The following is a 21,920-nucleotide window of genomic DNA, read 5'->3' as shown; positions in this document are numbered from 1 at the left end:
ATTTTGCAAATCAAAGATCAATTAAAACAGCTAAAACCGTATCAACCTGGGAAACCAATTGAAGAGGTCAAAAAAGAATATCAATTAGACAAAATTGTGAAATTGGCTTCAAATGAAAACCCTTTTGGATGTTCTGTACATGCAAGAGAGGCAATACAAGCTGAGCTCGAACATTTAGCGATTTATCCTGATGGATACAGCGCAAGTTTAAGAACGGAGCTTGCTGAGTTTCTTCAAGTAAGTGAAAAACAATTAATTTTCGGGAACGGCTCAGATGAACTTGTGCAAATTATTGCGAGAGCTTTCCTTGACCAACATACAAATACCGTCATCCCATCTCCATCTTTTCCGCAATACCGTCACAATGCAGTGATTGAACATGCTGAAATTCGAGAAGTGCCTCTTTTAGAAGGAGGAGCTCACGATCTGAAGGGCATGCTGGATGCGATCGATGAAAACACGAAGGTTGTCTGGGTATGTAATCCAAATAACCCGACAGGAAATCATTTGTCAGAATCTGAGATTGTGGCGTTTTTAGACGAAGTGCCAGCTCACGTGCTTGTTGTTCTAGATGAAGCGTATTTTGAATACGTTCGTGCGGAAGATTTTCCAAACAGTTTATCTTTATTACACAATTATCAAAATGTCATTGTCCTTCGAACGTTTTCTAAAGCATATGGACTTGCAGCGCTTCGAGTAGGCTACGGAATTGCATCAGAAGAGCTGATTACTGCCATTGAACCAGCGAGAGAGCCGTTTAATACCAGCCGTATCGCTCAGGCAGCTGCTCGTGCAGCGATCAAAGATCAAGATTTCATACAATTATGCAGACAAAAAAACGAAGCAGGTCTCAAGCAATATCAAGATTTTGCAGACCGTTTTGGACTATATATCTATCCATCTCAAACAAACTTTGTGCTGATTGATTTTAAAAGAGATGCAGATGAATTGTTCAATGCATTATTGAAAAAAGGTTACATTGTTCGTTCCGGGAAAGCACTTGGTTTTCCGACTTCTTTACGTATTACCGTCGGAACAAAAGAGCAAAATGAAGACATTCTAAGTACACTTGCCGATTTACTGCAAGGCATTCGTGCGTAGCATAACCATAAAGTCATATCCTAAGGCAGGATATGGCTTTCATTGTACCAACCTCAATACATATAAGCTGTTGAAATAGGTTGTTTAATTTTCGTGAAAAATCAGGTGATGAATATGAATGATGCAAACGAAACAATATTAATCGCTGGACTCGGTTTAATTGGGGGATCCATTGCACTCTCGATTAAAAAAGAGTATCCTCATAAAAAAATTGTAGGATTTGATGTTTCCAAAGAGCAAATGGTTGCTGCAACAAAGCTGGGAATTATTGATGCAACAGCTGATTCGTTTCTGGCTGGTTTAAAAGAATCTTCGACCATTATTTTGGCAACACCTGTCCAGCAAACAGTAAAGATGCTTAGTGATATTGCAGACTCTGGAATTGAAAGAGAGCTCACAATCACTGATGTCGGCAGCACAAAGCAAAAGGTCGTCCATTTTGCTGAAAAAGCGCTGCCTGAGCAGTACCAATTTATTGGTGGACATCCAATGGCAGGCTCTCATAAGTCAGGTGTTATTGCAGCAAAAGACTTCTTATTTGAAAATGCGTTCTACATTTTAACGCCTGCAAAGGAAACAAACCGCCAAGCTGTTGATCGGTTGATGGATTTGTTAAAGGGGACAAATGCTCATTTCATCGAGATGACACCAGAAGAACATGATGCTGTGACAAGTGTAATTAGCCATTTTCCTCATATTGTTGCAGCCAGCCTTGTGCATCAAGCACATCATTTTGAAGAACAATTCCCACTTGTTAAACGGTTTGCTGCTGGAGGCTTTCGTGATATCACACGAATTGCTTCAAGCAATCCTGCAATGTGGAGGGATATCCTGCTGCACAATAAACACAAGATTTTAGACCGTTTTCATGAATGGAAAAAAGAGATTAACCGCATTGAAACCTTCGTAGAGCAAGAAGATGCTGAAGGATTGTTCTCTTATTTTCAAGATGCAAAGGAATATCGTGATGGACTGCCTCTAAGGAAAAAAGGAGCCATTCCTGCTTTTTATGATCTGTATGTCGATGTTCCGGATCACCCTGGGGTCATTTCGGAGATTACAGGGCATCTAGCAAGTGAAAATATTAGTATTACAAATATCCGTATTATTGAGACGCGGGAAGACATTAATGGGATTTTACGCATTAGTTTTCAAACAGACGACGACCGCAAGCGTGCAGAAATCTGTATAAAAAATAGAGCGAATTACGATACATTTTATGCTGACTGAGGTGACAAACATGAAAATTCATAAAAATGCTCCTATGAATGGAGAAATTCATATCCCAGGTGATAAATCTATTTCACATAGATCAGTGATGTTTGGTGCAATTGCTGAAGGGACCACAGTAGTGAAAAACTTTCTTCCTGGAGCTGACTGTTTAAGTACGATTGATTGCTTTAGAAAGATGGGCGTTGAAATTGAACAAAAAGGGACAGATGTTGTCATTCATGGTAAAGGACTGAAAGAGCTCAAGGAGCCGTCTGACATTCTCGATGTTGGCAATTCTGGTACAACCATTCGATTAATGATGGGAATATTAGCTGGTTGTGAGTTTCACAGTACACTAATTGGTGATGAGAGTATTGCCAAAAGACCAATGAAACGTGTGACGGATCCGCTGAAACAACTAGGAGCCAAAATAGACGGCAGAGCAAATGGCGAGTATACACCACTGTCTATTCGTGGCGGTCATTTAAAAGGCATCTCTTATGAGTCTCCGGTGGCAAGTGCACAAATTAAGTCGGCTGTCCTTTTAGCTGGGCTGCAAGCAGAGGGTACAACAACATTAACTGAACCACATAAATCAAGAGATCATACAGAAAGAATGCTCTCTATGTTTGGTGTAAAACTAGATGAAGATGAACAAAGTGTTTCCATTGAAGGCGGCCAGACATTAACAGCAACAGATATATTTGTTCCTGGAGACATCTCTTCAGCTGCATTTTTCCTTGTAGCTGGATCAATCGTTCCTAACAGCCGGATTGTCTTAAAAAATGTCGGGCTAAACAAAACAAGAACAGGTATTATTGATGTGCTGAAACTTATGGGTGCAAACCTTGAGATCAATGAAGTAGATGCCAAAGGCGGAGAACCGTATGGTGATTTAACGATTTCTACTTCATCATTAAAAGGGATTGAAATTTCTGGTGACATGATTTCAAGACTCATCGATGAAATTCCGATTATTGCGCTTCTTGCGACCCAAGCAGAAGGAACAACGATCATTAAAGATGCTGCTGAGTTAAAAGTTAAAGAAACCAATCGAATTGATACAGTCGTATCAGAACTTAAAAAACTCGGTGCTGATATTGAAGCAACAGATGATGGTATGAAGATTCATGGTAAAACAACGCTTCAAGGCGGCGCAGTCGTCTCAAGCTACGGAGATCACCGTATCGGTATGATGCTGGGAATTGCCGCATGTGTGACAAAGCAAGCAATTGAGATTGAAGATACAGATGCTGTTCGTGTCTCATACCCGAATTTCTTTGAACACATTGAATATTTAACGAAAACAGTCTGAGGAGGTCCTCAGGCTTTTTCTTTCCTTTTGCATATTTGTCAGAAATATAGCATAGCTTGTCTCAAGGTGAAACCTTGAAAAAAAACATTTTGTCCGATGAAAATAGTGTCTGCAGTTTACAAATCATCAGTTTCGTATAGGATGAAATGAAAAACAGTCTTTAAAACACAAAAATGGGTTCATTTTAAAAGAGCAACATATTTGCTGGATGTGTACCTGTCGATTATGATATGAAGTAACAATAGTTTAGGTTTTTGGAAACAGAAAGGAACGGTTTGATTTGAATAGTTCATTACAAGAAGCCATAAAATTAGTTGAGGCGGGTGAGACTGAAAAAGGACTCCAAACACTTGCTCAAGCAGAGAAGCATTTGCATGATGAAGAAAAGGCGCAAGCGGCTCAATTATATTATGATTGGGGAGATATCGATAAAGCACGGCATCTCATCAGTGATTTACATGATTTATATCCAGAGGAAACAGGTTTAACATGTTTTTATGCAGAGCTGTTGATTGACTCTGATGAAGAAGAGAAGGCGATTTCAGTATTAGAAACGATTCCTGAAGATGATGATGCGTACCCAGAGAGTTTATTGTTAATGGCAGATTTGTATCAAATGCAAGGACTATTTGAAGTCAGTGAACAAAAGCTTTTAAAAGCGAAAGAACTACTTCCGAATGAAGCCATCATCGATTTTGCATTAGGTGAGTTGTATTTTTCTCAAGGCCTTTCAAAAAAAGCGGCCGATTATTTCTACAAAGTGGCAGATCAGCAGCATGAGGTTGGCGGTGTCAATGTGTATCAGCGGCTCGCTGAATCGCTCAGCACAGCTGGAGAATTTGAGGATGCACTTGAATGGTACGAAAAGGCAGTAAAAGATCAAGCAGACCCAAATACTCTTTTTGGCTACGGATTTACAGCAATGAGGGCTGGCAGAACGAAAACAGCCATTCAGCAGCTTACAGAACTGAAAGATATTGATCCGTCCTATTCGTCACTTTATATGCCTTTAGCGAAAAGTTATGAGGAAGAAGGACTATATCACGAGGCTTTAGAAGTAGTAAAAGAGGGTATTAAAGTTGATGAGTATAACAAAGAATTATATTTATATGGTGCTAAGATTGATTTGAAAAATGGGGATTCAGAAGATGCGAAAAAACTGCTTCAAGAAGCACTTGCTCTCGATCCGGGTTATATTGAAGCAGTTCAAACATTGCTGGCGATCTATTTAAATGAAGAGCTGTTTGATGAAATTCTGGATGTTATTAAAGAGGTTAAAAGCTTTGGGGAAGATGATCCAAAATGGAATTGGTATGCTGCATCTGCTTCTGTCGGGCGAGAAGAATACAAAGAAGCTGCCGAGTATTTCAAGCTTGCCCTGCCTGATTTTGATGAGGAGCGTGACTTTTTATATGAATACGCTTCGTTCCTTTTAGAAGAGGGCAGACAAAAAGAAGCATTGCCGTTATTACGCAAAGTTCTAGAGAAAGATGGCACGAATGAAGAAATTGAAGAAACGATTTTAAGAATTGAAGACGAAATTTCCTTATAGTTTGCAGGAATGAAGAACTGGTTTGTTGAATAATTCATGTATAGCAATTTAATTTACGATAGAGGAGGGAATAACATGCAGACCCCTGTTTCTGTCAATGAAAAAAAGGAATTTATCCGGTGGTTCTTAAACCATTATCAGCTAAAGCGAAGAGAGTGTGTTTGGATATTAAATTATTTAATGAGTCACGACTCTTTGATGGAAAAGGTTCATTTTGTAGAGCAAGCAGAATTTTGCCCAAGGGGAATCATCATGTCAACACACTGTGTGGATGAAGTTCCCTTTAGATTTTATAAAGAAAACATCATGACGACAGATGCTGAAAAGTCATTTCATGATATTCGTTTGAATAAACAGCAGGATTTGTTTATTCAATTGAATTTCCGTTCTGCTTATCGTTCGCCGGAATATGCAGCTGTTCTTGAAACAAATCCTCATATTCCAAAGGATCTTTATGAGAACGAAAAAGATAAGGATCTTGCTGAGAAAGTGCTTGAGCATTCAATCGCAACTTTCCAAAAAGAACGGCTCATGAAAGAGATAGATGAAGCACTTGACCGTCATGATCAAGAAACATTTAATAAGCTGGCAAAAGAATTAAGCCTATTGTCATAAACTGAACGAATAAGCCTTGCCCTACACAGGCAGGGCTTATGTCATGAAAGAGGGGAAATTGATGAGGTTTCAATCAGAGGACGCGGATCGCTTTTTGCAATCTAAAGCTTACATTGATACCGCTATCATTCCATTAGTTGGGATTGATGCGGATCAAATGAAACAAACCGTGTCTTTAGGAGAGTTTACTATTCTTGTAGCAGATGAACTTGAAAGACAGTTAAAAGGGCGGGTTTTTCTTTTTCCGCCACATACATATTTGGAAGTGAGTGACCGGAAACAAGAAGATATACTCATAATGAAGCAGTCGCTCAAGGATCATTTTCAGCATGTCGTATTGATCACATCTGATCACCAGTGGAAAGAGCATACTGAGATCAGTGAATCGCTATTTTTGCTCAAGCCGGTTCCGCTGGAGCATTTGAAGGTTGAATTAAAGCAAAAAGTCATTCAAGACAGTGTAGAACAAATTTTGAACTTTTTGTTACAAAAATGGAACCCTTCATAAAAACCCTTACATTTGCATTGTACATAGCTTTTTAGAATGTTGACCTTGTGAATAGATTGATATATTATGAGGGTGTCCTAGTTTTATGAAATTTTTTCTAATTCAGTTATAAAGTAGCTGACGACCTGAGGGGGGGAGAAAAAAATGAGCGAGAAGAGACATGGAGTGTCCAGGCGTCAATTTTTGAATTACACGTTGACCGGCGTGGGGGGATTTATGGCCGCTGGAATGCTCATGCCTATGGTTCGCTTTGCGCTTGACCCTGTGCTAAAAGGAACAGAGGATCAGGATATGGTTCAAGTTGTCAGTGTAGATGAACTGACAAAGGAACCGAAGCGCTTTGACTTTAAAATTGATCAAGTAGATGCATGGTACGAGTCAAAGGAATCTAGGTCAGCATGGGTGTACAAAGAAGGGGATGAAATTGTCGCTTTATCGCCAATCTGTAAACATTTAGGATGTACAGTGAACTGGAACAGTGATCCGAAAAATCCAAACAAATTTTTCTGCCCGTGCCATTATGGGCTGTACGACAAGGATGGTACAAACGTACCCGGAACTCCACCGCTTGCACCGCTTGACCATTATAAGCAGCAAGTGAAGGACGGATACCTCTATCTTGGAAAAGCTGTGCCGAAAGGGGAAGGGTAACGATGCTTAACAAGATTTACGATTGGGTAGATGAGCGGCTGGACATTACACCAATATGGAGAGATATTGCGGATCACGAGGTGCCAGAGCACGTCAACCCAGCACATCATTTCTCCGCTTTTGTGTATTGTTTTGGCGGTTTAACGTTTTTTGTGACAGTCATTCAAGTCCTTTCGGGCATGTTTTTAACGATGTATTACGTGCCGGATATTAAAAATGCCTGGGAATCTGTCTATTATTTGCAAAATGAAGTGGCATTTGGCCAGATTGTCAGAGGGATGCACCACTGGGGTGCGAGTTTAGTCATCGTGATGATGTTTTTACATACGCTAAGGGTCTTTTTCCAAGGGGCGTATAAAAAGCCTAGAGAGCTGAACTGGATTGTTGGTGTGCTCATTTTCTTTGTGATGCTTGGACTTGGTTTTACAGGTTATCTTTTACCATGGGATATGAAGGCGCTGTTTGCGACGAAGGTTGGTCTTCAAATAGCAGAAGCAACACCTTTCATTGGTAAAGAGATCAAAACGCTGCTTGCAGGTCATCCTGACATTGTAGGGGCACAAACGCTGACGAGATTTTTCGCTATCCATGTCTTTTTCTTGCCAGCGGCATTATTTGGGCTGATGGCTGCCCACTTTATTATGATTCGTAAGCAAGGAATTTCTGGACCGCTATAAAATGCTGCGTTTGATGAATGTTCAATGAGGAGGGGATGACTTTGCATAGGGGAAAAGGGATGAAGTTTGTCGGAGATTCCAGAATACCGGCAGAAAGAAAACCTAACATACCTAAAGACTATTCCGAATATCCGGGAAAAACAGAAGCCTTTTGGCCGAACTTTCTTTTAAAGGAATGGCTTGTAGGTGCCGTTTTTTTAATTGGCTTTCTTGTCCTAACTGTTGTTCATGCGCCTCCGCTTGAGCGGATGGCTGATCCAACAGATACTGGCTATATTCCGCTGCCAGACTGGTATTTCCTATTTTTGTACCAGTTATTAAAATATGAATTTGCTGCAGGAAACTTCACTGTCGTCGGCGCGATGATTATGCCTGGAATTGCGTTTGGTGCACTTTTGCTCGCACCATTTCTTGATTCAGGTCCAGAACGCAGACCGTATAGAAGACCAATTGCAGTCGGGATGATGATTCTTGCAGTCGGCGCAGCAACATATTTAACGTGGGAGTCTGTTGCAACTCATGATTGGGAAGCAGCGGCAAAACAAGGTGAGATTAAGAAAGAAGCAGAGATTGATACTTCAGCTGAAGAGTATAAAATTTATCAAGAGCAGACATGTATCTCCTGCCACGGGGATAACATGCAGGGCGGAGCAGCCGGACCGTCACTTGTTGACAACGGTCTTTCGCCTGAGGAGATCGCTAAAATCGCTGTAGAAGGAAAAGGCAACATGCCGAAGGGTGTCTTTAAAGGCAGTGATGAAGAACTTGAGAAGCTCTCTAAATATTTATCTGAGGTCAAATCAAAATAATTCAGTTGTTTAAATGCAAGTACAAGGATATACTCAAAAGAGAAAAAGCTGGCGCTGTCAGCTTTTTTCTGATTTTAACAGATCGTGAGTGAAGAGACATATGAGATGGATTCAATATTTGCTAGCGACGCGCTACATGCTTGTGCTGGTGCTTATGATCAATTTCCTTGGCACTGTGTACGGCTACTATTGGTATATTCCGCAGCTCGTAGAGACACCGGCTGTCTTTTTAGCTTTTGTACCAGACAGTCCAACGGCCAGCTTTTTCTTTTTATTTGTATTACTTGCGTTTTTGATGAAACGAAATGCTCCTTATTTTGAAGCACTTGCTCTTGTGACCTTGATTAAATATGGGTTATGGGCGGTAGGAATGAATATCTTTGTGCTTTTATCTGTCGATGATTTTCCGTGGGAAGGATACATGCTGATTGGGTCTCACTTTGCGATGGCGGTTCAGGCTGTATTGTTTGCGCCATATTATCGTTTTCAAATGCGTCATCTCGTGGTAGCAGGCATTTGGATCTTACATAATGATGTAATTGATTATGTATTTGGTATGATGCCCCGTTATTCTATGCTGTCTGCTTACTCAAACGAGATCGGCTACGTGACGTTTTGGCTAAGTATTGCGGTTCTTCTTGTTTCGTATTATCTCGTTCTATCGAAAAAATCGGTCAAGCTTGAACTCCCTTAACAATGTTGGTCTAACCTTGTCCTTTTCTTCATACGCTGTAAGGAGAAGGGCTAGGAGGGACTTGCATGAAACGAAAGCCAATCGCGATGATTCTATTATTTTTTCTCGTATTACAGCCAGCAGTTGTCAAAGGTGAGGAAACAGCTGCTAACACGCTGCAAGAATTAACGGAACTATCAGATTCCATCTTTCAATTAACGAGACAAGCTAAATATGATGAGGCGTTACAAGTCGCATTGTATGTTGAAAAGACATTTAAAGCTGAGAATTGGCGTGGAACTTTGACGAATACGCAGATTCGGCAAATTACACTTGGCTATCAAGATATGATAAAAGGGCTGCCGCAGGAAGAATTGAATGAGCGCGAAAAGCTTCGTTATGCCTCTCAATTTAGAATGCTGCTTGATGCGATCCAGTCGGATTCTGAGCCTCTTTGGGGTTCGCTGGAGAAGCCTATTATGGGCTCTTTTCCTACTTTGAAAAAAGAAGTAAAAGATCCAGAATCGACGACATTTTATGAAACTTGGAATGAGCTGGTTTCTTTATACGATATGATCTATCCAAGTTTAACCATTGATATTTCGCCTGAAAAGCTGCAGACGATTAAGCAGCACATGGAAGTGATTGAGCAAGGTGAATTTTTAAAAGCATCAAGTGGGACAAAGCTTGAACGTCTCACGAAGCTGGAAGAGGATTTATCGAGTGTGTTTGCTCACGTCGATGAAGATGAAGCGGATCCATCGCTTTTATGGGTCATCTTAACAACCGGGAGTATCATTTTATTAACGTTAACGTATGTTGGATTTCGGAAATATCGTGCAGAAAAAGAAAAGAAGCAAAAACGTCAGGCTGATTATCCTAAATCATAAAAAAAGAAGCCCAAAACTGGTGCTTCTTTTTTAATGCGGATTGAGCGGCTTTTTGTGTTCATCTAATGTAAAGCCTTCACCGAGTACATCATGCACGTCACTGACAGATACAAACGCATGAGGATCGACTGAGGTCACGACGCTTTTAAGGTGGACAAGCTCGTTTTTCGGAACGACGCAATAAAGAACGTTGCGCTCCTGTTTCGTATAGGAACCGACCCCTTTTAAGATGGTGACACCGCGCTCCATTTCATCTGTGATTTTCTTTTGAATGATGTCATCTTTTTCAGAGATAATCATGGCGCCTTTGGCAGCGTAAGCGCCTTCTTGCATGAAGTCAATGACCTTCGCAGCAACAAACACTGCGACAAGTGTATACATCGCTTCTTTATAATTTAAGTAGGTCAAAGAGATGGTAATGACGCATGCGTCGAAGATGAACATTGTTCGTCCCATTGCCACCTGATAATGCTTGTTGATCAGTCTTGCAATGATGTCCACACCGCCTGTTGTACCGCCGAATTTAAAGATGATTCCGAGGCCTGTTCCGATAAATACACCTGCAAAGAGGGCGGCTAAGGCTAAATCGTGCTGGAGAGGCATATGTATTTGAAAGCGCTGGAAGATGGCAAGAAAGACAGAAAGACTCACTGTTCCTACAATTGTATAAGTAAACATCGTTCTGCCGAGCATTTTCCAGCCTATAAAAAAGATCGGAATGTTTAAGACAAGGTTTGAAATAGATGGGTCAATGTGAAATAGAAAATATAAAAGCAGTGTAATACCTGTAAATCCGCCTTCCGCCAAATTGTTCTGCATATTAAAATGAACAAGACCGAAAGAAAAAATCGCAGATCCTATTAAAATAAATACGATATTTTTAAGACGAATTTCTTTTAGCAAGAGACCACTCCTTTTTTTGCTTAGACAGCGATAATATTATATGGTATGGGAGAGAAACAAGCAAACTGAGTCTTAAACATTTGTCAAATATTTATGATTTCGCTAACATGTAAGAGATGGATAGGAGGATGAGCTTCATGACGAAAGAAAAAACGCTGCGTCACGTGCAGCAAGAAGTAGATGATTACATAGGACAATTTAAAGAAGGCTATTTCAGCCCGCTTGCCATGATGGCCCGCCTGACAGAAGAATTAGGGGAGCTGGCAAGAGAGGTTAACCATTACTATGGAGAAAAGCCGAAAAAAACAACGGAAACAGAAAAAAGCATGGAAGAAGAAATTGGCGATGTTTTGTTTGTGTTAACATGCCTTGCTAATTCACTTGATATTTCACTAGAAGAAGCACATGATCGTGTGATGCATAAATTCAACACAAGAGATAAAGACCGCTGGACGAAAAAAGAAGGGAAGTAGAGACGATGACGAACGAAACCATCAAAGTAGTAATCGCTGGAGCAAGAGGAAGAATGGGGATAGAGGCTGTGAAGCTGGCGGAAGAAACAGGCCATTTTGAGCTGGTGGCAGCACTTGATCACGCGCATGAAGGAAAAAAATTATCTGATGTGATTCATACGACATCTCATGCGCCAATTTATACGGATATTGATGTGTGTCTTTCAGAAACAACACCAGATGTATTAATTGATTTAACAACACCAGAAATCGGGAAAGTACATACAAAAAAAGCACTTGAACATGGCGTGCGTCCAGTCGTCGGAACAACTGGATTTTCAGAAGATGACCTAAAAGAGCTTCAGCAATTAACAGAAGAAAAGGGCATAGGCTGTATTATTGCACCAAACTTTGCTGTCGGTGCGGTCTTAATGATGAAATTTGCCAAAATGGCAGCGAATTATTTTCCTGACGTTGAAATCATTGAGCTTCACCATGATAAAAAACTAGATGCCCCAAGCGGTACGGGCTTAAAAACGGCTGAAATGATTGCAGAAGTAAGAGAAAGCAAAAAACAGGGACATCCAGAAGAGAAAGAATTAATCGAAGGTGCACGAGGAGCAGATTATGATGGTATCCGTCTGCACAGCGTGAGACTTCCTGGCATGATTGCACATCAAGAAGTGCTGTTTGGAATGGACGGACAGACGCTCACCATTCGTCATGATTCTTATAACCGTGCATCCTTTATGTCAGGCGTGAAACTTTCAGTAGAGCAGGTCATGCACATTGATCAGCTCGTTTATGGTTTAGAAAATATCATCGACTAATAAGGAGTGGATTCCTGATGAACATTGCTTTAATCGCTCATGATAAGAAAAAAAGTGACATGATTCAGTTTACCACTGCGTACCGTGATATTTTGGCAGATCATACACTTTACGCAACAGGGACAACAGGTTTGAGAGTGAAAGAAGCGACGGGGCTTCCCATTCATCGTTTCCAATCAGGACCACTTGGGGGAGATCAGCAGATCGGTGCTTTAATTGCTGATAATGCAATGGATCTTGTGCTCTTTTTTAGAGACCCGCTAACTGCGCAGCCGCATGAACCGGATGTATCTGCACTCATCCGGCTTTGCGATGTGTATACCATTCCATTAGCCACCAATATGGGAACTGCTGAAATTTTAGTCAGGAATTTAAATAAAGGTACGTTTGATTTTCGAGATGTAGCAAAAAACGGAGGAACAAATGAAACGACTTGATATCCTTGCATTCGGTGCCCATAGCGATGATGTAGAGATCGGAATGGGCGGAACGATTGCAAAATACGTAAAAAAAGGGGCGCGCGTCGGGATTTGCGACTTGACCCAGGCCGAATTATCTTCAAATGGAACAGTAGAGAGCCGCAAAGAAGAAGCAAAAGCCGCCGCCGCTATTTTAGGTGTCAGAGCGAGAATCCAGCTCACACTGCCAGATAGAGGGCTGTATCTAAATGATGAAGCGATGAAGGAAATTGCGGGCGTGATTCGAACTTACAAACCGAAACTGATTTTCGCTCCGTACCACCAAGATCGGCATCCAGATCATGGCCATGCGGGCTCACTTGTAGAAGAGGCCGCTTTTTCTGCAGGTATACATAAATTTGAAGATTCATACAAGCAGCCAGCGCATAAAATAACTCAAATGTATTATTACATGATTAATGGGCACCATCGTCCAGATTTTGTGATCGATATTTCTGAGGAAATGCACCAAAAAATTGATAGCCTGCATGCGTATAAAAGCCAATTTGTTAAATCGGCAAACTCAGTAGAGACACCTCTTGTGAACGGTTATATTGATTTTGTCAAAATGAGAGAGTCTATGTATGGAAGAGAAGTCAACAAAGCTTATGCAGAAGGGTTTATCACAAAGAAACCACTTTTGTTGGACGATGACTTACTTGGGGGGTAATTATGAAAAAACTGAAGGTCGGAATTACTTGTTATCCAAGTGTCGGCGGCTCAGGCATTATAGCCACGGAGCTTGGAAAACGTTTAGCTGAAAAAGGGCACGATGTTCATTTCATTACCTCTAGCATTCCGTTTAGGCTTAATAAAGTATATCCGAATATTTATTTTCATGAGGTGGATGTGAATCAATATGCAGTTTTTCAATATCCGCCTTATGACCTTGCGCTGGCAAGTAAATTGGCAGAAGTCGCAAAACGAGAAAAGCTTGATATTATTCATGCGCATTATGCAGTCCCGCACGCTGTCTGTGCGTTTCTAGCCAAACAAATGACTGGACACTCTGTGAAAGTCGTTACGACGCTTCATGGAACGGATATTACGGTTTTAGGCTATGATCCATCATTAAAAGAAGTGATTCGGTTCGCCATCGAATCATCGGATCGCGTAACAGCGGTATCGCATTCATTAGCTGCGCAGACATACGATCTCATCAAACCAGATAAAAAGATTGATACGATTCATAATTTTGTAGATGAACGGGTGTATTTGCGTGAAGATCACGATTTGCTAAAGACACATTATGGTCTTTTACCGAACGAAAAGGTCATCATTCATGTATCAAACTTTCGAAAGGTGAAACGGGTGCATGACGTGATTCATGTGTTTCAAAAGATTGCTGAACAGGTGCAGGCAAAGCTGCTGCTCATTGGTGATGGTCCTGAGAAATCGGTTGTATGTGAACTCGTGAAAAAATTAGGACTGACAGACCGCGTGTTATTTTTAGGCAAGCAAGAGAAGGTTGAGGAGCTATATTCAATAAGTGATTTGAAGCTGCTTCTTTCAGAGAAGGAGAGCTTTGGGCTTGTGCTTCTTGAAGCAATGGCGTGCGGTGTTCCTTGTATCGGTACGGATGTCGGCGGTATTCCAGAGGTCATTACACATGGAGAAACAGGTTTTCTTGTCCCGCTCGGCGATATAGACGGAGCAGCAAAGCACGCAGTGTCTCTGCTGAAAGACGAAGCGCTTCATGAAAAAGTGTCAGCGGCAGCTCAGTCTAGTGTTCAGGCTCATTTCTCCTCTGATAAGATTGTGAGTGAATATGAGAAGCTTTACCTAGAATTGATCGAAGGTGATGATGAAGATGAATGAACCATTCACACATGCGATCCCTATATTACATACACTGCACGAACATGGGCATCAGGCTTACTTTGTTGGCGGAGCGGTGAGAGATGTTCTATTAGGACGGGAAATCGGTGATATCGATATTGCGACAGATGCAACACCTGATAAGGTTGAGTCTTTATTTGAAAAAACAGTAGATGTCGGTAAGGAGCATGGCACTGTCATTGTGTTGCATGATGGTGTCAGCTATGAGGTCACGACGTTTCGAACGGAATCAGAATATGAAGATTTTCGCAGACCGAAAGAAGTGGCGTTTATTACGTCGCTTAAGGAAGATCTTTTAAGAAGAGATTTAACGATTAATGCAATGGCCATGGATATAAATGGAGAAATTATTGATCATGTAGGTGGTAAACAGGATATTAAGCGGAAACGAATTCAAACTGTTGGAGATCCTGCGTGCCGCTTTCAAGAAGATGCGCTTCGCATGATGAGAGCTGTCCGTTTTTTAAGCCAGCTTGGCTTTGAACTCGCTGATGAAACGGCTGAAGCTATGAAAAAGGATAAGCATCTGCTTGCCAACATATCAGTTGAGCGCAAAAAGATTGAAATGGAGAAGCTTTTAAAAGGCCGTCATTGTGAGCAGGCCATTCAAGTACTCATTTCAACCAATTTATATGAAGAATTGCCAGGTCTCAAAGAGGAGCGTCTTCATGAATCCTTTCAAGCCTTTCCATATTACTTACTGGATGGACTAGAAGAGGTATGGGGGGCTTGCATCCATTTGCTCGGCCTAGATGAAGCGGAGGCTGCGGCCTTCTTAAAAGAATGGAAGCTGTCAACCAAGCTTTTGAAAGAAGCAGTAGCCATTAGTAAATACGTTGATTGTGACTGGGATGCGGAAAACATGTTTGAAGCTGGTGAACACGTGCTCTTATCTAGTTTGAAGATCACACAGCTAAAACATGAGCGCCGCATTTTCTTTGATGAGCTGGAGGCAGCGAAGCGTTCTTATGATGCACTGCCGATTAAAAAGCTCCAAGACCTCGCTGTTTCAGGAAAAGATTTAATGGCCTTTCGGCAAAAGTCGTCTGGGAAATGGATTGCAGAGGAGCTCAATTTTGTGAAAAAAGCCGTTTTGCAAAACCGTTTAGAAAACCGAAAAGAAGCCATAGAGGAGTGGCTTAAAGCATGCGATCCGCAATTAGAAAACGATTAATTGAACTATTTACAGCATCCAGTGAGGATTTTGTCTCAAGTCAGCAGATTTGTGATGAACTTGGCTGTTCCCGAACAGCTGTGTGGAAGCATATGGAGGACTTGCGAAAAGAGGGGTATGAGGTAGAAGCAGTTAGAAGAAAAGGATACCGTCTGCTTCGTAAACCGGACAAAATTAGTGAGGACGAAATTCTGTTTGGTCTTGAAACAGAGAGCTTCGGCAGGCATATTTACTTTCAGAAAGAAGTCGCTTCAACTCAGCTGATTGCCCATGATCTTGTAAATGAAGGTGCGCCCCACGGCACGATCGTTGTCAGTGATCATCAGACAAACGGAAAAGGGCGTCTTCAAAGAACGTGGCATTCACCACATGGGACAGGCGTTTGGATGAGTCTCATTCTCCGGCCTGAAATTCCGCTGCATAAAGCGCCGCAAATGACGCTTTTGGCATCTGTAGCCATCGCAGAAGCAATTGCGCAGCAAACAGGACTCAGTCCATCTATTAAATGGCCAAACGATATTTTGTTGAATGGAAAAAAGGTCGTTGGCATTCTGACTGAATTAAAAGCAGAAGCTGACCAGGTTCATGCGGTCATTATTGGACCGGGCATAAATGTGAACCAAACAGCTGATGACTTTCCGGAAGAACTAAAGGATGTCGCCACAAGTCTGCGGATGGAACTGAATGAAAAAGTGGATCGTGCTGCACTTATACAACAGATCATGTCCACTTTTGAAAAAAGATATGATGATTATATGAAGCAAGGATTTGCGCCCATTAAACAATTATGGGAATCGTTTGCGATGACGATCGGTCAACATATTGTTGCCCGCACCGTCAATGGGCAATATACGGGGAAGGCGCTTGGCATCAATGAAGAAGGTGTTTTATTGCTTGAAACGGAGGACGGTATCCAAAAAATCTACTCCGCAGACATTGAGATCAAGTCAACTTGAGTGGAACACCCGGCACATTTTTGATATACTTCGTGTGGGCAGTATCTGCAAAGAACTGTACCTGTTAGGAAGAAAAATTCGATAAATTTCTGCCTTGATCCTAAGGGACTTGGACAGAGGGATGATTCGCCGCACATGAGAAATCAAAGCATGTGATGTGAGGCAAGCCATCTCCTCTCCAGAATGAGGAGGAACAAATGAAGACAAAGCTAGATTTTTTCAAAATGAAAGAACAAAACGAACCTATTGTGATGCTGACCGCATACGACTATCCAGCTGCAAAGCAAGCGGAAAAAGCGGAAGTCGACATGATCTTAGTTGGTGATTCACTTGGGATGGTTGTACTTGGACTAGATTCCACAGTTCAAGTCACGATGGATGATATGATCCATCACACAAAAGCAGTGAAAAGAGGCGCAAAAGACACATTTGTTGTGACTGATATGCCATTTATGTCTTACCATTATTCGTTAGAAGAAACAATGAAAAATGCTGCACGCATCATGCAAGAAAGTGGTGCCGATGCCTTAAAGCTAGAAGGCGGAGATGGAGTATTTGAATCCATTCAAGCTTTAACAAGAGGCGGAATTCCTGTCGTCAGTCATTTAGGCCTCACACCTCAATCAGTTGGTGTACTTGGCGGATATAAAGTGCAAGGAAAAGACCACGAAAGTGCTCAAAAATTGATTGAAGACAGCTTGAAATGTGAGGAAGCCGGTGCAATCGCTCTTGTGCTGGAATGCGTACCTGGCGAACTGACAAAACGAATTACCGACATGCTGAAGATTCCTGTGATCGGAATTGGTGCAGGAGCTGAGGCAGACGGACAAGTTCTCGTTTACCATGATGTGGTAGGATACGGGGTGTCTAGAACACCTAAGTTTGTGAAACAATACGCGCAAATTGATACTGTTTTAGAAGAAGCGCTCATTCAATATACGAAAGAAGTAAAAGCACGCACATTTCCAGAGGACATGCACACGTTTCATATCAAAGAAGAAGTCCTTGATGGCTTATATGGGGGAATCAAAAAATGAATGTTGTCACCCATATTCACGAGCTAAAAGAATTAATCAAGCAGCATCAAGAAAAACAGCATTCCATCGGCTTTGTCCCAACGATGGGTTTTCTTCATGAAGGACATCTGACGCTTGCGAAAGAGGCAAGAAGTCAAAATGACATTGTCGTGATGAGTATTTTTGTCAATCCGTTGCAATTTGGACCAAATGAAGACTTTGAATCCTATCCAAGGGATATGGAAAGAGACCAGCGTCTGGCAGAAGCAGCAGGGGTGGATATTTTATTTACACCTGATGTGAAGGAAATGTACCAAAATGAACCATCTATTACGATGACGGTTCAAAAGCGGACAGATGTCTTATGCGGAAAAAAACGTCCAGGACATTTTGACGGCGTTGTCACTGTGCTCACAAAGCTGTTTCATCTTGTGTCACCAACAAATGTCTACTTTGGACTAAAGGATGCACAGCAAGTCGCTGTGATCGATGCGATGATCAAGGATTTCTTCTTTGATCTTCACCTTGTATCTGTACCGACAGTCAGAGAAGAAGACGGTTTAGCGAAAAGCTCAAGGAATGTGTACTTGTCAGAAAAAGAAAGACAAGAAGCACCCGCTTTATACCGCGCATTAAAAAAAGGACGGTCAGCTGTTGAAAACGGTGAACGTGATGTCAGTCGTGTGTATCAGCTGATTGAAGAGGAACTTGTTCAGACGTGCGGAGAAATTGATTATATTGAGATCTATTCTTATCCAGAACTTGAGCCGCTTCAGCAGTTAGCAGGTCAAGTCATTATGGCGGTTGCGGTGAAATTCTCACGGGCAAGACTGATTGATAATGTGATTTTCCATGTTCCTGAAAGCGGTGAAAAACATGTATAGAACCTTTATGACATCTAAGCTTCATAAAGCAACGGTAACAGAAGCAAACTTACATTATGTAGGAAGTATTACAATTGACGAAGATTTACTTGATGCGGCAGGTATGATGGCAAATGAGAAAGTACAAATTGTCAATAATCATAATGGCGCGAGACTTGAAACATATATTATTCCCGGCGAAAGAAAGAGCGGTGTCATTTGTCTAAATGGGGCGGCGGCGAGATTGGTTCAGCCAGGGGATGAGGTCATTATTATCGCTTATGGGATGCTGTCAGAAGAAGAAGCTAAGACACATACACCAAAAGTGGTCGTGTTAAATAAACAAAATCAAATTGAACAAATGATTGGACAAGAGCCTGCGAGAACGATTTTATAACGCAGGCTCCGTGGAAACAGAACAGTTTCAGAAGAGAGGCTGTTCTGTTTCATCTATTTTGTCCAGAGCGTGTTTCACTTTAGGGTGAAACGAGGAATTGAGGTGTCCATTTTATGACCGATCAAAGGTTTGTTGTCGTTGATATTGAAACCACCGGGAATTCACCTAAAAAGGGTGATAAAATCATTCAAATAGCTGCGGTGGTCATTGAAAATGGACAAATTGTCGAACGGTATTCAAAATATGTGAACCCGGGAAAAGCAATCCCAGGATTTATTGAACAGCTGACAGGCATTCAGCAGCACATGGTTGACGATGCGGTGTTTTTTGAGGACATTGCCCAAGAGGTGTATGATCTCATACAGGGTGCTTATTTTGTTGCGCACAATGTTCATTTTGACTTGAATTTTTTAAATGATGAACTAAAAGCATGCGGGAAAAATGAGCTGGATGTGCTAGCAATTGATACAGTTGAGATCTCTAGAATTCTTTATCCTGAGCTTGAAGGTTATAAGCTCACTGAATTAAGTGAAGAGCTCATGCTTCCACATGACCACCCGCATAGGGCGGATAGTGATGCGGAAGTTACTGCCATGTTATTTTTAACTTTATTACATCAATTAAAACATACACCGAAAAATGTGCTGAAGCAGCTGCGCAGATTATCCTCTTATCTCCTAAGTGATATAGGACTTTTAATTAAGCAGCTTGAAACAAGCCATGCTAGCTGGGAAGATTCTTTAGTGGAAGTCGGCTCTTTTGCTGTAAAAAATGTCACCAATCCTATCAGCAGGGCGACACATTCAGTAAGTGAAGATGATGAACAGCTGTTTGAGGAAATCAAAAAGAAGCTTCCGCAAACGGTAGAAGGCTATGAGGTAAGAGAAGGCCAGCTTACGATGATGAATAAAGTGAGAGACGTGTTTCATGAAAGAGCCTATGCATTAATTGAAGCGGCACCGGGTATTGGAAAAACGCTCGCTTACCTCATCCCAGCTGCTCTAGAAGCGAGGAAATCAGGAAAACCTGTCATTATTAGTACATATTCCATACTTTTGCAGCAGCAAATGCTTCAGCGCGATGTGCCGATGTTGAATCAATTGCTTCCGTTTGAGCCTGCTGCCTGTGTATTTAAAGGTCGGGCGCATTACATTTGTTTAGATAAGTTTGAGCATGTGCTTCATGAGGAAGATGATAACTATGATGTCGTCTTAACGAAGGCGCAAATTTTAATGTGGCTCCTTGTAACAGAAACAGGTGATTTATCTGAACTGAATTTACCGTCAGGAGCTGCCAATATAAAAGACCGCATTTCTTGTGTGCATATGCCGTTTACATCGAAAAAGCGCCGTTTTAAAGAGTATTGCTTTTATGAGCGCGCCAAAAAAAGGGCAAGAACAGCTGATATAATTTTAACGAATCATCGTCTGCTTTTATCACAAACGGAGGCATCGTCTATCTTTCAGCATGCTGACGTATATGTGATAGACGAAGCCCATCAATTTGAGAAAACAGCCAATGAAACACTAGGGGATAGTGCGTCTTATATCCAGCTTCACGCGAAATTAACGCAGCTTGGCTCCTTGCAAGGCGGACTGTTAAAGAAACTGAAAAAGAGATTTCATCATGCAGGGTTACAGACAGACACCTTTATTGAAATGGATGAGTATCTCAATCAGCTTCAAATGGAAAGTGACGCTTTCTTTAGCACCGTCCATTCATTTGTGAAAAGGACAAAACCAAAAGCCGACATCAATCGTCTCATTCATAGAGTACGTCATCATTCAAAGCATGCTCAGTGGAAACGGATTAAAGAAACGGCAAGTAAGCTTTGTTCCTTGTTAATTGCTTGTGAGAAACTGTATGAACAGCAAAAAAATGAGCTTCTTCAAAAAAGTGATCAGCTGACAGAACACTTTGCCTTTGAAGCAGAGGAATACGACCAAGTCATGTCGTTTATGCATACTTTTTGCAGTACACTGTACCGGTTTATCTTTGAACCGAAAAACGATGAAACGGTTTGGATTGAAATTGATGCAAAAGGTGCCAAAAACGCAGTCTTTATGCATGCACAGCCGTTAGATACTGGGGAGCTTTTGGCTGATCGTTTCTTTATGAACAAAAAGAGTGTTGTCCTCACATCAGGGACACTCACCATCAATCACCGCTTTGATTATTGCTTGGAACGGTTTGGCCTGCAAGATTTTTACCCTCATCTTGTGCAAATTGATTCACCTTTTGAACTTGAAAAACAGCTTAAGGTCATTGTTCCAGCAGACATGCCGCCGATTACAAACCGTGATGAACGAGATTATGTAAAGCAGGCTGCGCAATATATTAAGGTTATGGAAAAGCAGCAGCATGCAAAAATATTGGTTTTGTTTAATTCACATGAGATGTTAAAAGCAGTCTATGAAGAGCTAAAAACAGAAGGGATGCAGTCAGCCCTTTTTGCTCAAGGTTTGACAGGCGGAAGCCCCGTAAAATTAACGAAAATGTTCAAATTAGCAAAACAAGCTATTTTACTTGGTACGGGTAGTTTTTGGGAAGGTGTTGATTTTCCAGGCTCAGAGCTGACAACAGTCATCATGGCACGTCTTCCGTTCAGGCCGCCTGATTCTCCTCTCATTGAAGCCAAATGTGATGCAGCTAAAAAACAAGGGAAGAATCCGTTTAAAGCCGTCGCTTTACCAGAAGCTGTGTTAACCTTTAAGCAAGGAGCTGGACGCTTGCTGCGCTCTGAAAAAGACATAGGCACATTGCTGATTTTAGACCGCCGAGTGAAAACAGCTTCATATGGAAAACTATTTTTAGAATCACTCCCTCATGCGCCGGTTCACGAGATGTCAAAAGAGTCACTTGAGGCGTATATAGAAAACCTTAACAACGAAAAGCCGCTGTCATAAGCGGCCTTTAGCTGGTGTGGGTTTGGAGTTAATTTATCGTAACGGCTTTTTGTGTTCCGTTGTAAAAATAGTATCGGTTCCCGTGCAGAAAAGTATGACTAACAATATTTACGTACCGAGGAG

At 41.5% G+C, this 21,920-nt stretch carries 23 protein-coding genes; 22 read left to right on the top strand and 1 reads right to left on the bottom strand.

What is annotated here, in order from left to right; translation table 11 throughout:
• The first annotated feature begins 3 nt into the window (after nucleotides 1-3).
• The 11 genes from hisC to ypjB all read left to right on the top strand — a co-directional run bounded on the left by hisC (nucleotide 4) and on the right by ypjB (nucleotide 10,003).
• Nucleotides 4-1,101, top strand: a complete 1,098-nt coding sequence (hisC, locus tag ASE42_RS12200) for a histidinol-phosphate transaminase (RefSeq protein WP_056767132.1) — start codon at nucleotides 4-6, stop codon at nucleotides 1,099-1,101.
• Between the two features lie 114 nt (nucleotides 1,102-1,215).
• Nucleotides 1,216-2,331, top strand: coding sequence for a prephenate dehydrogenase (locus ASE42_RS12195; RefSeq protein WP_056767439.1), 1,116 nt, complete (start codon nucleotides 1,216-1,218; stop codon nucleotides 2,329-2,331).
• Nucleotides 2,332-2,341: 10 nt separating this feature from the next.
• A complete protein-coding gene (gene aroA / locus ASE42_RS12190) occupies nucleotides 2,342-3,628 on the top strand; it encodes a 3-phosphoshikimate 1-carboxyvinyltransferase (RefSeq protein WP_056767130.1) in 1,287 nt (428 codons plus the stop codon).
• Nucleotides 3,629-3,908: 280 nt separating this feature from the next.
• Nucleotides 3,909-5,180 carry a tetratricopeptide repeat protein gene (locus tag ASE42_RS12185; RefSeq protein WP_056767128.1) on the top strand — a complete coding sequence of 424 codons (1,272 nt, stop codon included), beginning with the start codon at nucleotides 3,909-3,911 and terminating at the stop codon, nucleotides 5,178-5,180.
• A gap of 75 nt (nucleotides 5,181-5,255) precedes the next feature.
• Nucleotides 5,256-5,795, top strand: a complete 540-nt coding sequence (locus tag ASE42_RS12180) for a ReoY family proteolytic degradation factor (protein WP_008344562.1) — start codon at nucleotides 5,256-5,258, stop codon at nucleotides 5,793-5,795.
• Nucleotides 5,796-5,856: 61 nt separating this feature from the next.
• Nucleotides 5,857-6,303, top strand: coding sequence for a YpiF family protein (locus ASE42_RS12175; protein ID WP_056767126.1), 447 nt, complete (start codon nucleotides 5,857-5,859; stop codon nucleotides 6,301-6,303).
• 144 nt (nucleotides 6,304-6,447) lie between these two features.
• Nucleotides 6,448-6,954 carry a ubiquinol-cytochrome c reductase iron-sulfur subunit gene (locus ASE42_RS12170; protein WP_007500911.1) on the top strand — a complete coding sequence of 169 codons (507 nt, stop codon included), beginning with the start codon at nucleotides 6,448-6,450 and terminating at the stop codon, nucleotides 6,952-6,954.
• Nucleotides 6,955-6,956: 2 nt separating this feature from the next.
• Entirely contained in the window at nucleotides 6,957-7,631 is a 675-nt protein-coding gene (gene qcrB / locus ASE42_RS12165; RefSeq protein WP_003215804.1) for a menaquinol-cytochrome c reductase cytochrome b subunit, read from the top strand.
• A gap of 41 nt (nucleotides 7,632-7,672) precedes the next feature.
• On the top strand, nucleotides 7,673-8,440 hold the full coding sequence (locus ASE42_RS12160; RefSeq protein WP_024422792.1) for a menaquinol-cytochrome c reductase cytochrome b/c subunit: 768 nt from the start codon (nucleotides 7,673-7,675) through the stop codon (nucleotides 8,438-8,440).
• A 100-nt stretch (nucleotides 8,441-8,540) separates the two neighbouring features.
• On the top strand, nucleotides 8,541-9,134 hold the full coding sequence (locus ASE42_RS12155; RefSeq protein WP_024428102.1) for a DUF1405 domain-containing protein: 594 nt from the start codon (nucleotides 8,541-8,543) through the stop codon (nucleotides 9,132-9,134).
• 65 nt (nucleotides 9,135-9,199) lie between these two features.
• Nucleotides 9,200-10,003: a sporulation protein YpjB gene (gene ypjB / locus ASE42_RS12150; protein WP_024422790.1), complete on the top strand. Its 804-nt coding sequence runs from the start codon at nucleotides 9,200-9,202 to the stop codon at nucleotides 10,001-10,003.
• Between the two features lie 30 nt (nucleotides 10,004-10,033).
• Here the strand turns inward: ypjB and ASE42_RS12145 are convergent, their stop codons facing one another.
• Complete coding sequence (locus tag ASE42_RS12145; protein WP_024422789.1) at nucleotides 10,034-10,906, bottom strand: YitT family protein; 873 nt, start codon at nucleotides 10,904-10,906, stop codon at nucleotides 10,034-10,036.
• Nucleotides 10,907-11,043: 137 nt separating this feature from the next.
• Here ASE42_RS12145 and ASE42_RS12140 point away from each other — a divergent pair, with 137 nt between their 5' ends.
• The 11 genes from ASE42_RS12140 to dinG all read left to right on the top strand — a co-directional run bounded on the left by ASE42_RS12140 (nucleotide 11,044) and on the right by dinG (nucleotide 21,797).
• Nucleotides 11,044-11,379, top strand: coding sequence for a nucleotide pyrophosphohydrolase (locus tag ASE42_RS12140; RefSeq protein WP_024422788.1), 336 nt, complete (start codon nucleotides 11,044-11,046; stop codon nucleotides 11,377-11,379).
• A gap of 5 nt (nucleotides 11,380-11,384) precedes the next feature.
• Nucleotides 11,385-12,188 (top strand): 4-hydroxy-tetrahydrodipicolinate reductase, encoded by an 804-nt coding sequence (dapB, locus tag ASE42_RS12135; protein ID WP_024422787.1) that lies wholly within the window; start codon nucleotides 11,385-11,387, stop codon nucleotides 12,186-12,188.
• Between the two features lie 17 nt (nucleotides 12,189-12,205).
• Nucleotides 12,206-12,625: a methylglyoxal synthase gene (gene mgsA / locus ASE42_RS12130; protein ID WP_024422786.1), complete on the top strand. Its 420-nt coding sequence runs from the start codon at nucleotides 12,206-12,208 to the stop codon at nucleotides 12,623-12,625.
• Nucleotides 12,612-13,316 (top strand): bacillithiol biosynthesis deacetylase BshB1, encoded by a 705-nt coding sequence (gene bshB1 / locus ASE42_RS12125; RefSeq protein WP_034623468.1) that lies wholly within the window; start codon nucleotides 12,612-12,614, stop codon nucleotides 13,314-13,316. The genes mgsA and bshB1 overlap by 14 nt, the downstream gene beginning before the upstream one ends.
• A 2-nt stretch (nucleotides 13,317-13,318) precedes the next feature.
• A complete protein-coding gene (bshA, locus tag ASE42_RS12120) occupies nucleotides 13,319-14,464 on the top strand; it encodes an N-acetyl-alpha-D-glucosaminyl L-malate synthase BshA (RefSeq protein WP_024422784.1) in 1,146 nt (381 codons plus the stop codon).
• Nucleotides 14,457-15,659: a CCA tRNA nucleotidyltransferase gene (locus ASE42_RS12115; protein ID WP_056767124.1), complete on the top strand. Its 1,203-nt coding sequence runs from the start codon at nucleotides 14,457-14,459 to the stop codon at nucleotides 15,657-15,659. Before bshA ends, ASE42_RS12115 begins: the two co-directional genes overlap by 8 nt.
• Entirely contained in the window at nucleotides 15,632-16,615 is a 984-nt protein-coding gene (locus ASE42_RS12110; RefSeq protein WP_056767122.1) for a biotin--[acetyl-CoA-carboxylase] ligase, read from the top strand. Before ASE42_RS12115 ends, ASE42_RS12110 begins: the two co-directional genes overlap by 28 nt.
• Nucleotides 16,616-16,812: 197 nt before the next feature.
• On the top strand, nucleotides 16,813-17,652 hold the full coding sequence (panB, locus tag ASE42_RS12105) for a 3-methyl-2-oxobutanoate hydroxymethyltransferase (protein ID WP_024422781.1): 840 nt from the start codon (nucleotides 16,813-16,815) through the stop codon (nucleotides 17,650-17,652).
• A complete protein-coding gene (gene panC, locus ASE42_RS12100; protein ID WP_056767120.1) occupies nucleotides 17,649-18,515 on the top strand; it encodes a pantoate--beta-alanine ligase in 867 nt (288 codons plus the stop codon). Before panB ends, panC begins: the two co-directional genes overlap by 4 nt.
• Nucleotides 18,508-18,891, top strand: a complete 384-nt coding sequence (gene panD, locus ASE42_RS12095) for an aspartate 1-decarboxylase (protein WP_024422780.1) — start codon at nucleotides 18,508-18,510, stop codon at nucleotides 18,889-18,891. The genes panC and panD overlap by 8 nt, the downstream gene beginning before the upstream one ends.
• Before the next feature lie 113 nt (nucleotides 18,892-19,004).
• On the top strand, nucleotides 19,005-21,797 hold the full coding sequence (dinG, locus tag ASE42_RS12090; RefSeq protein WP_056767117.1) for an ATP-dependent DNA helicase DinG: 2,793 nt from the start codon (nucleotides 19,005-19,007) through the stop codon (nucleotides 21,795-21,797).
• Nucleotides 21,798-21,920 lie beyond the last annotated feature (123 nt).

Source organism: Bacillus sp. Root920, assembly GCF_001429445.1.
GTDB lineage: Bacteria > Bacillota > Bacilli > Bacillales > Bacillaceae > Bacillus > Bacillus safensis.
Note: the sequence above shows the minus strand (reverse complement) of the source record. Positions and strands in the feature narration are given on the sequence as shown.

Bases quoted from the DNA above. Each gene is read 5' to 3' on its own strand.
- panB (WP_024422781.1), top strand. From the start codon at position 16,813: ATGAAGACAAAGCTAGATTTTTTCAAAATGAAAGAACAAAACGAACCT.
- dinG (WP_056767117.1), top strand. From the start codon at position 19,005: ATGACCGATCAAAGGTTTGTTGTCGTTGATATTGAAACCACCGGGAAT.
- ASE42_RS12170 (WP_007500911.1), top strand. From the start codon at position 6,448: ATGAGCGAGAAGAGACATGGAGTGTCCAGGCGTCAATTTTTGAATTAC.
- bshA (WP_024422784.1), top strand. From the start codon at position 13,319: ATGAAAAAACTGAAGGTCGGAATTACTTGTTATCCAAGTGTCGGCGGC.
- aroA (WP_056767130.1), top strand. From the start codon at position 2,342: ATGAAAATTCATAAAAATGCTCCTATGAATGGAGAAATTCATATCCCA.
- ypjB (WP_024422790.1), top strand. From the start codon at position 9,200: ATGAAACGAAAGCCAATCGCGATGATTCTATTATTTTTTCTCGTATTA.
- mgsA (WP_024422786.1), top strand. From the start codon at position 12,206: ATGAACATTGCTTTAATCGCTCATGATAAGAAAAAAAGTGACATGATT.
- panD (WP_024422780.1), top strand. From the start codon at position 18,508: ATGTATAGAACCTTTATGACATCTAAGCTTCATAAAGCAACGGTAACA.
- ASE42_RS12175 (WP_056767126.1), top strand. From the start codon at position 5,857: ATGAGGTTTCAATCAGAGGACGCGGATCGCTTTTTGCAATCTAAAGCT.
- ASE42_RS12180 (WP_008344562.1), top strand. From the start codon at position 5,256: ATGCAGACCCCTGTTTCTGTCAATGAAAAAAAGGAATTTATCCGGTGG.
- ASE42_RS12140 (WP_024422788.1), top strand. From the start codon at position 11,044: ATGACGAAAGAAAAAACGCTGCGTCACGTGCAGCAAGAAGTAGATGAT.
- dapB (WP_024422787.1), top strand. From the start codon at position 11,385: ATGACGAACGAAACCATCAAAGTAGTAATCGCTGGAGCAAGAGGAAGA.
- ASE42_RS12115 (WP_056767124.1), top strand. From the start codon at position 14,457: ATGAATGAACCATTCACACATGCGATCCCTATATTACATACACTGCAC.
- ASE42_RS12155 (WP_024428102.1), top strand. From the start codon at position 8,541: ATGAGATGGATTCAATATTTGCTAGCGACGCGCTACATGCTTGTGCTG.
- ASE42_RS12110 (WP_056767122.1), top strand. From the start codon at position 15,632: ATGCGATCCGCAATTAGAAAACGATTAATTGAACTATTTACAGCATCC.
- ASE42_RS12195 (WP_056767439.1), top strand. From the start codon at position 1,216: ATGAATGATGCAAACGAAACAATATTAATCGCTGGACTCGGTTTAATT.
- qcrB (WP_003215804.1), top strand. From the start codon at position 6,957: ATGCTTAACAAGATTTACGATTGGGTAGATGAGCGGCTGGACATTACA.
- panC (WP_056767120.1), top strand. From the start codon at position 17,649: ATGAATGTTGTCACCCATATTCACGAGCTAAAAGAATTAATCAAGCAG.
- bshB1 (WP_034623468.1), top strand. From the start codon at position 12,612: ATGAAACGACTTGATATCCTTGCATTCGGTGCCCATAGCGATGATGTA.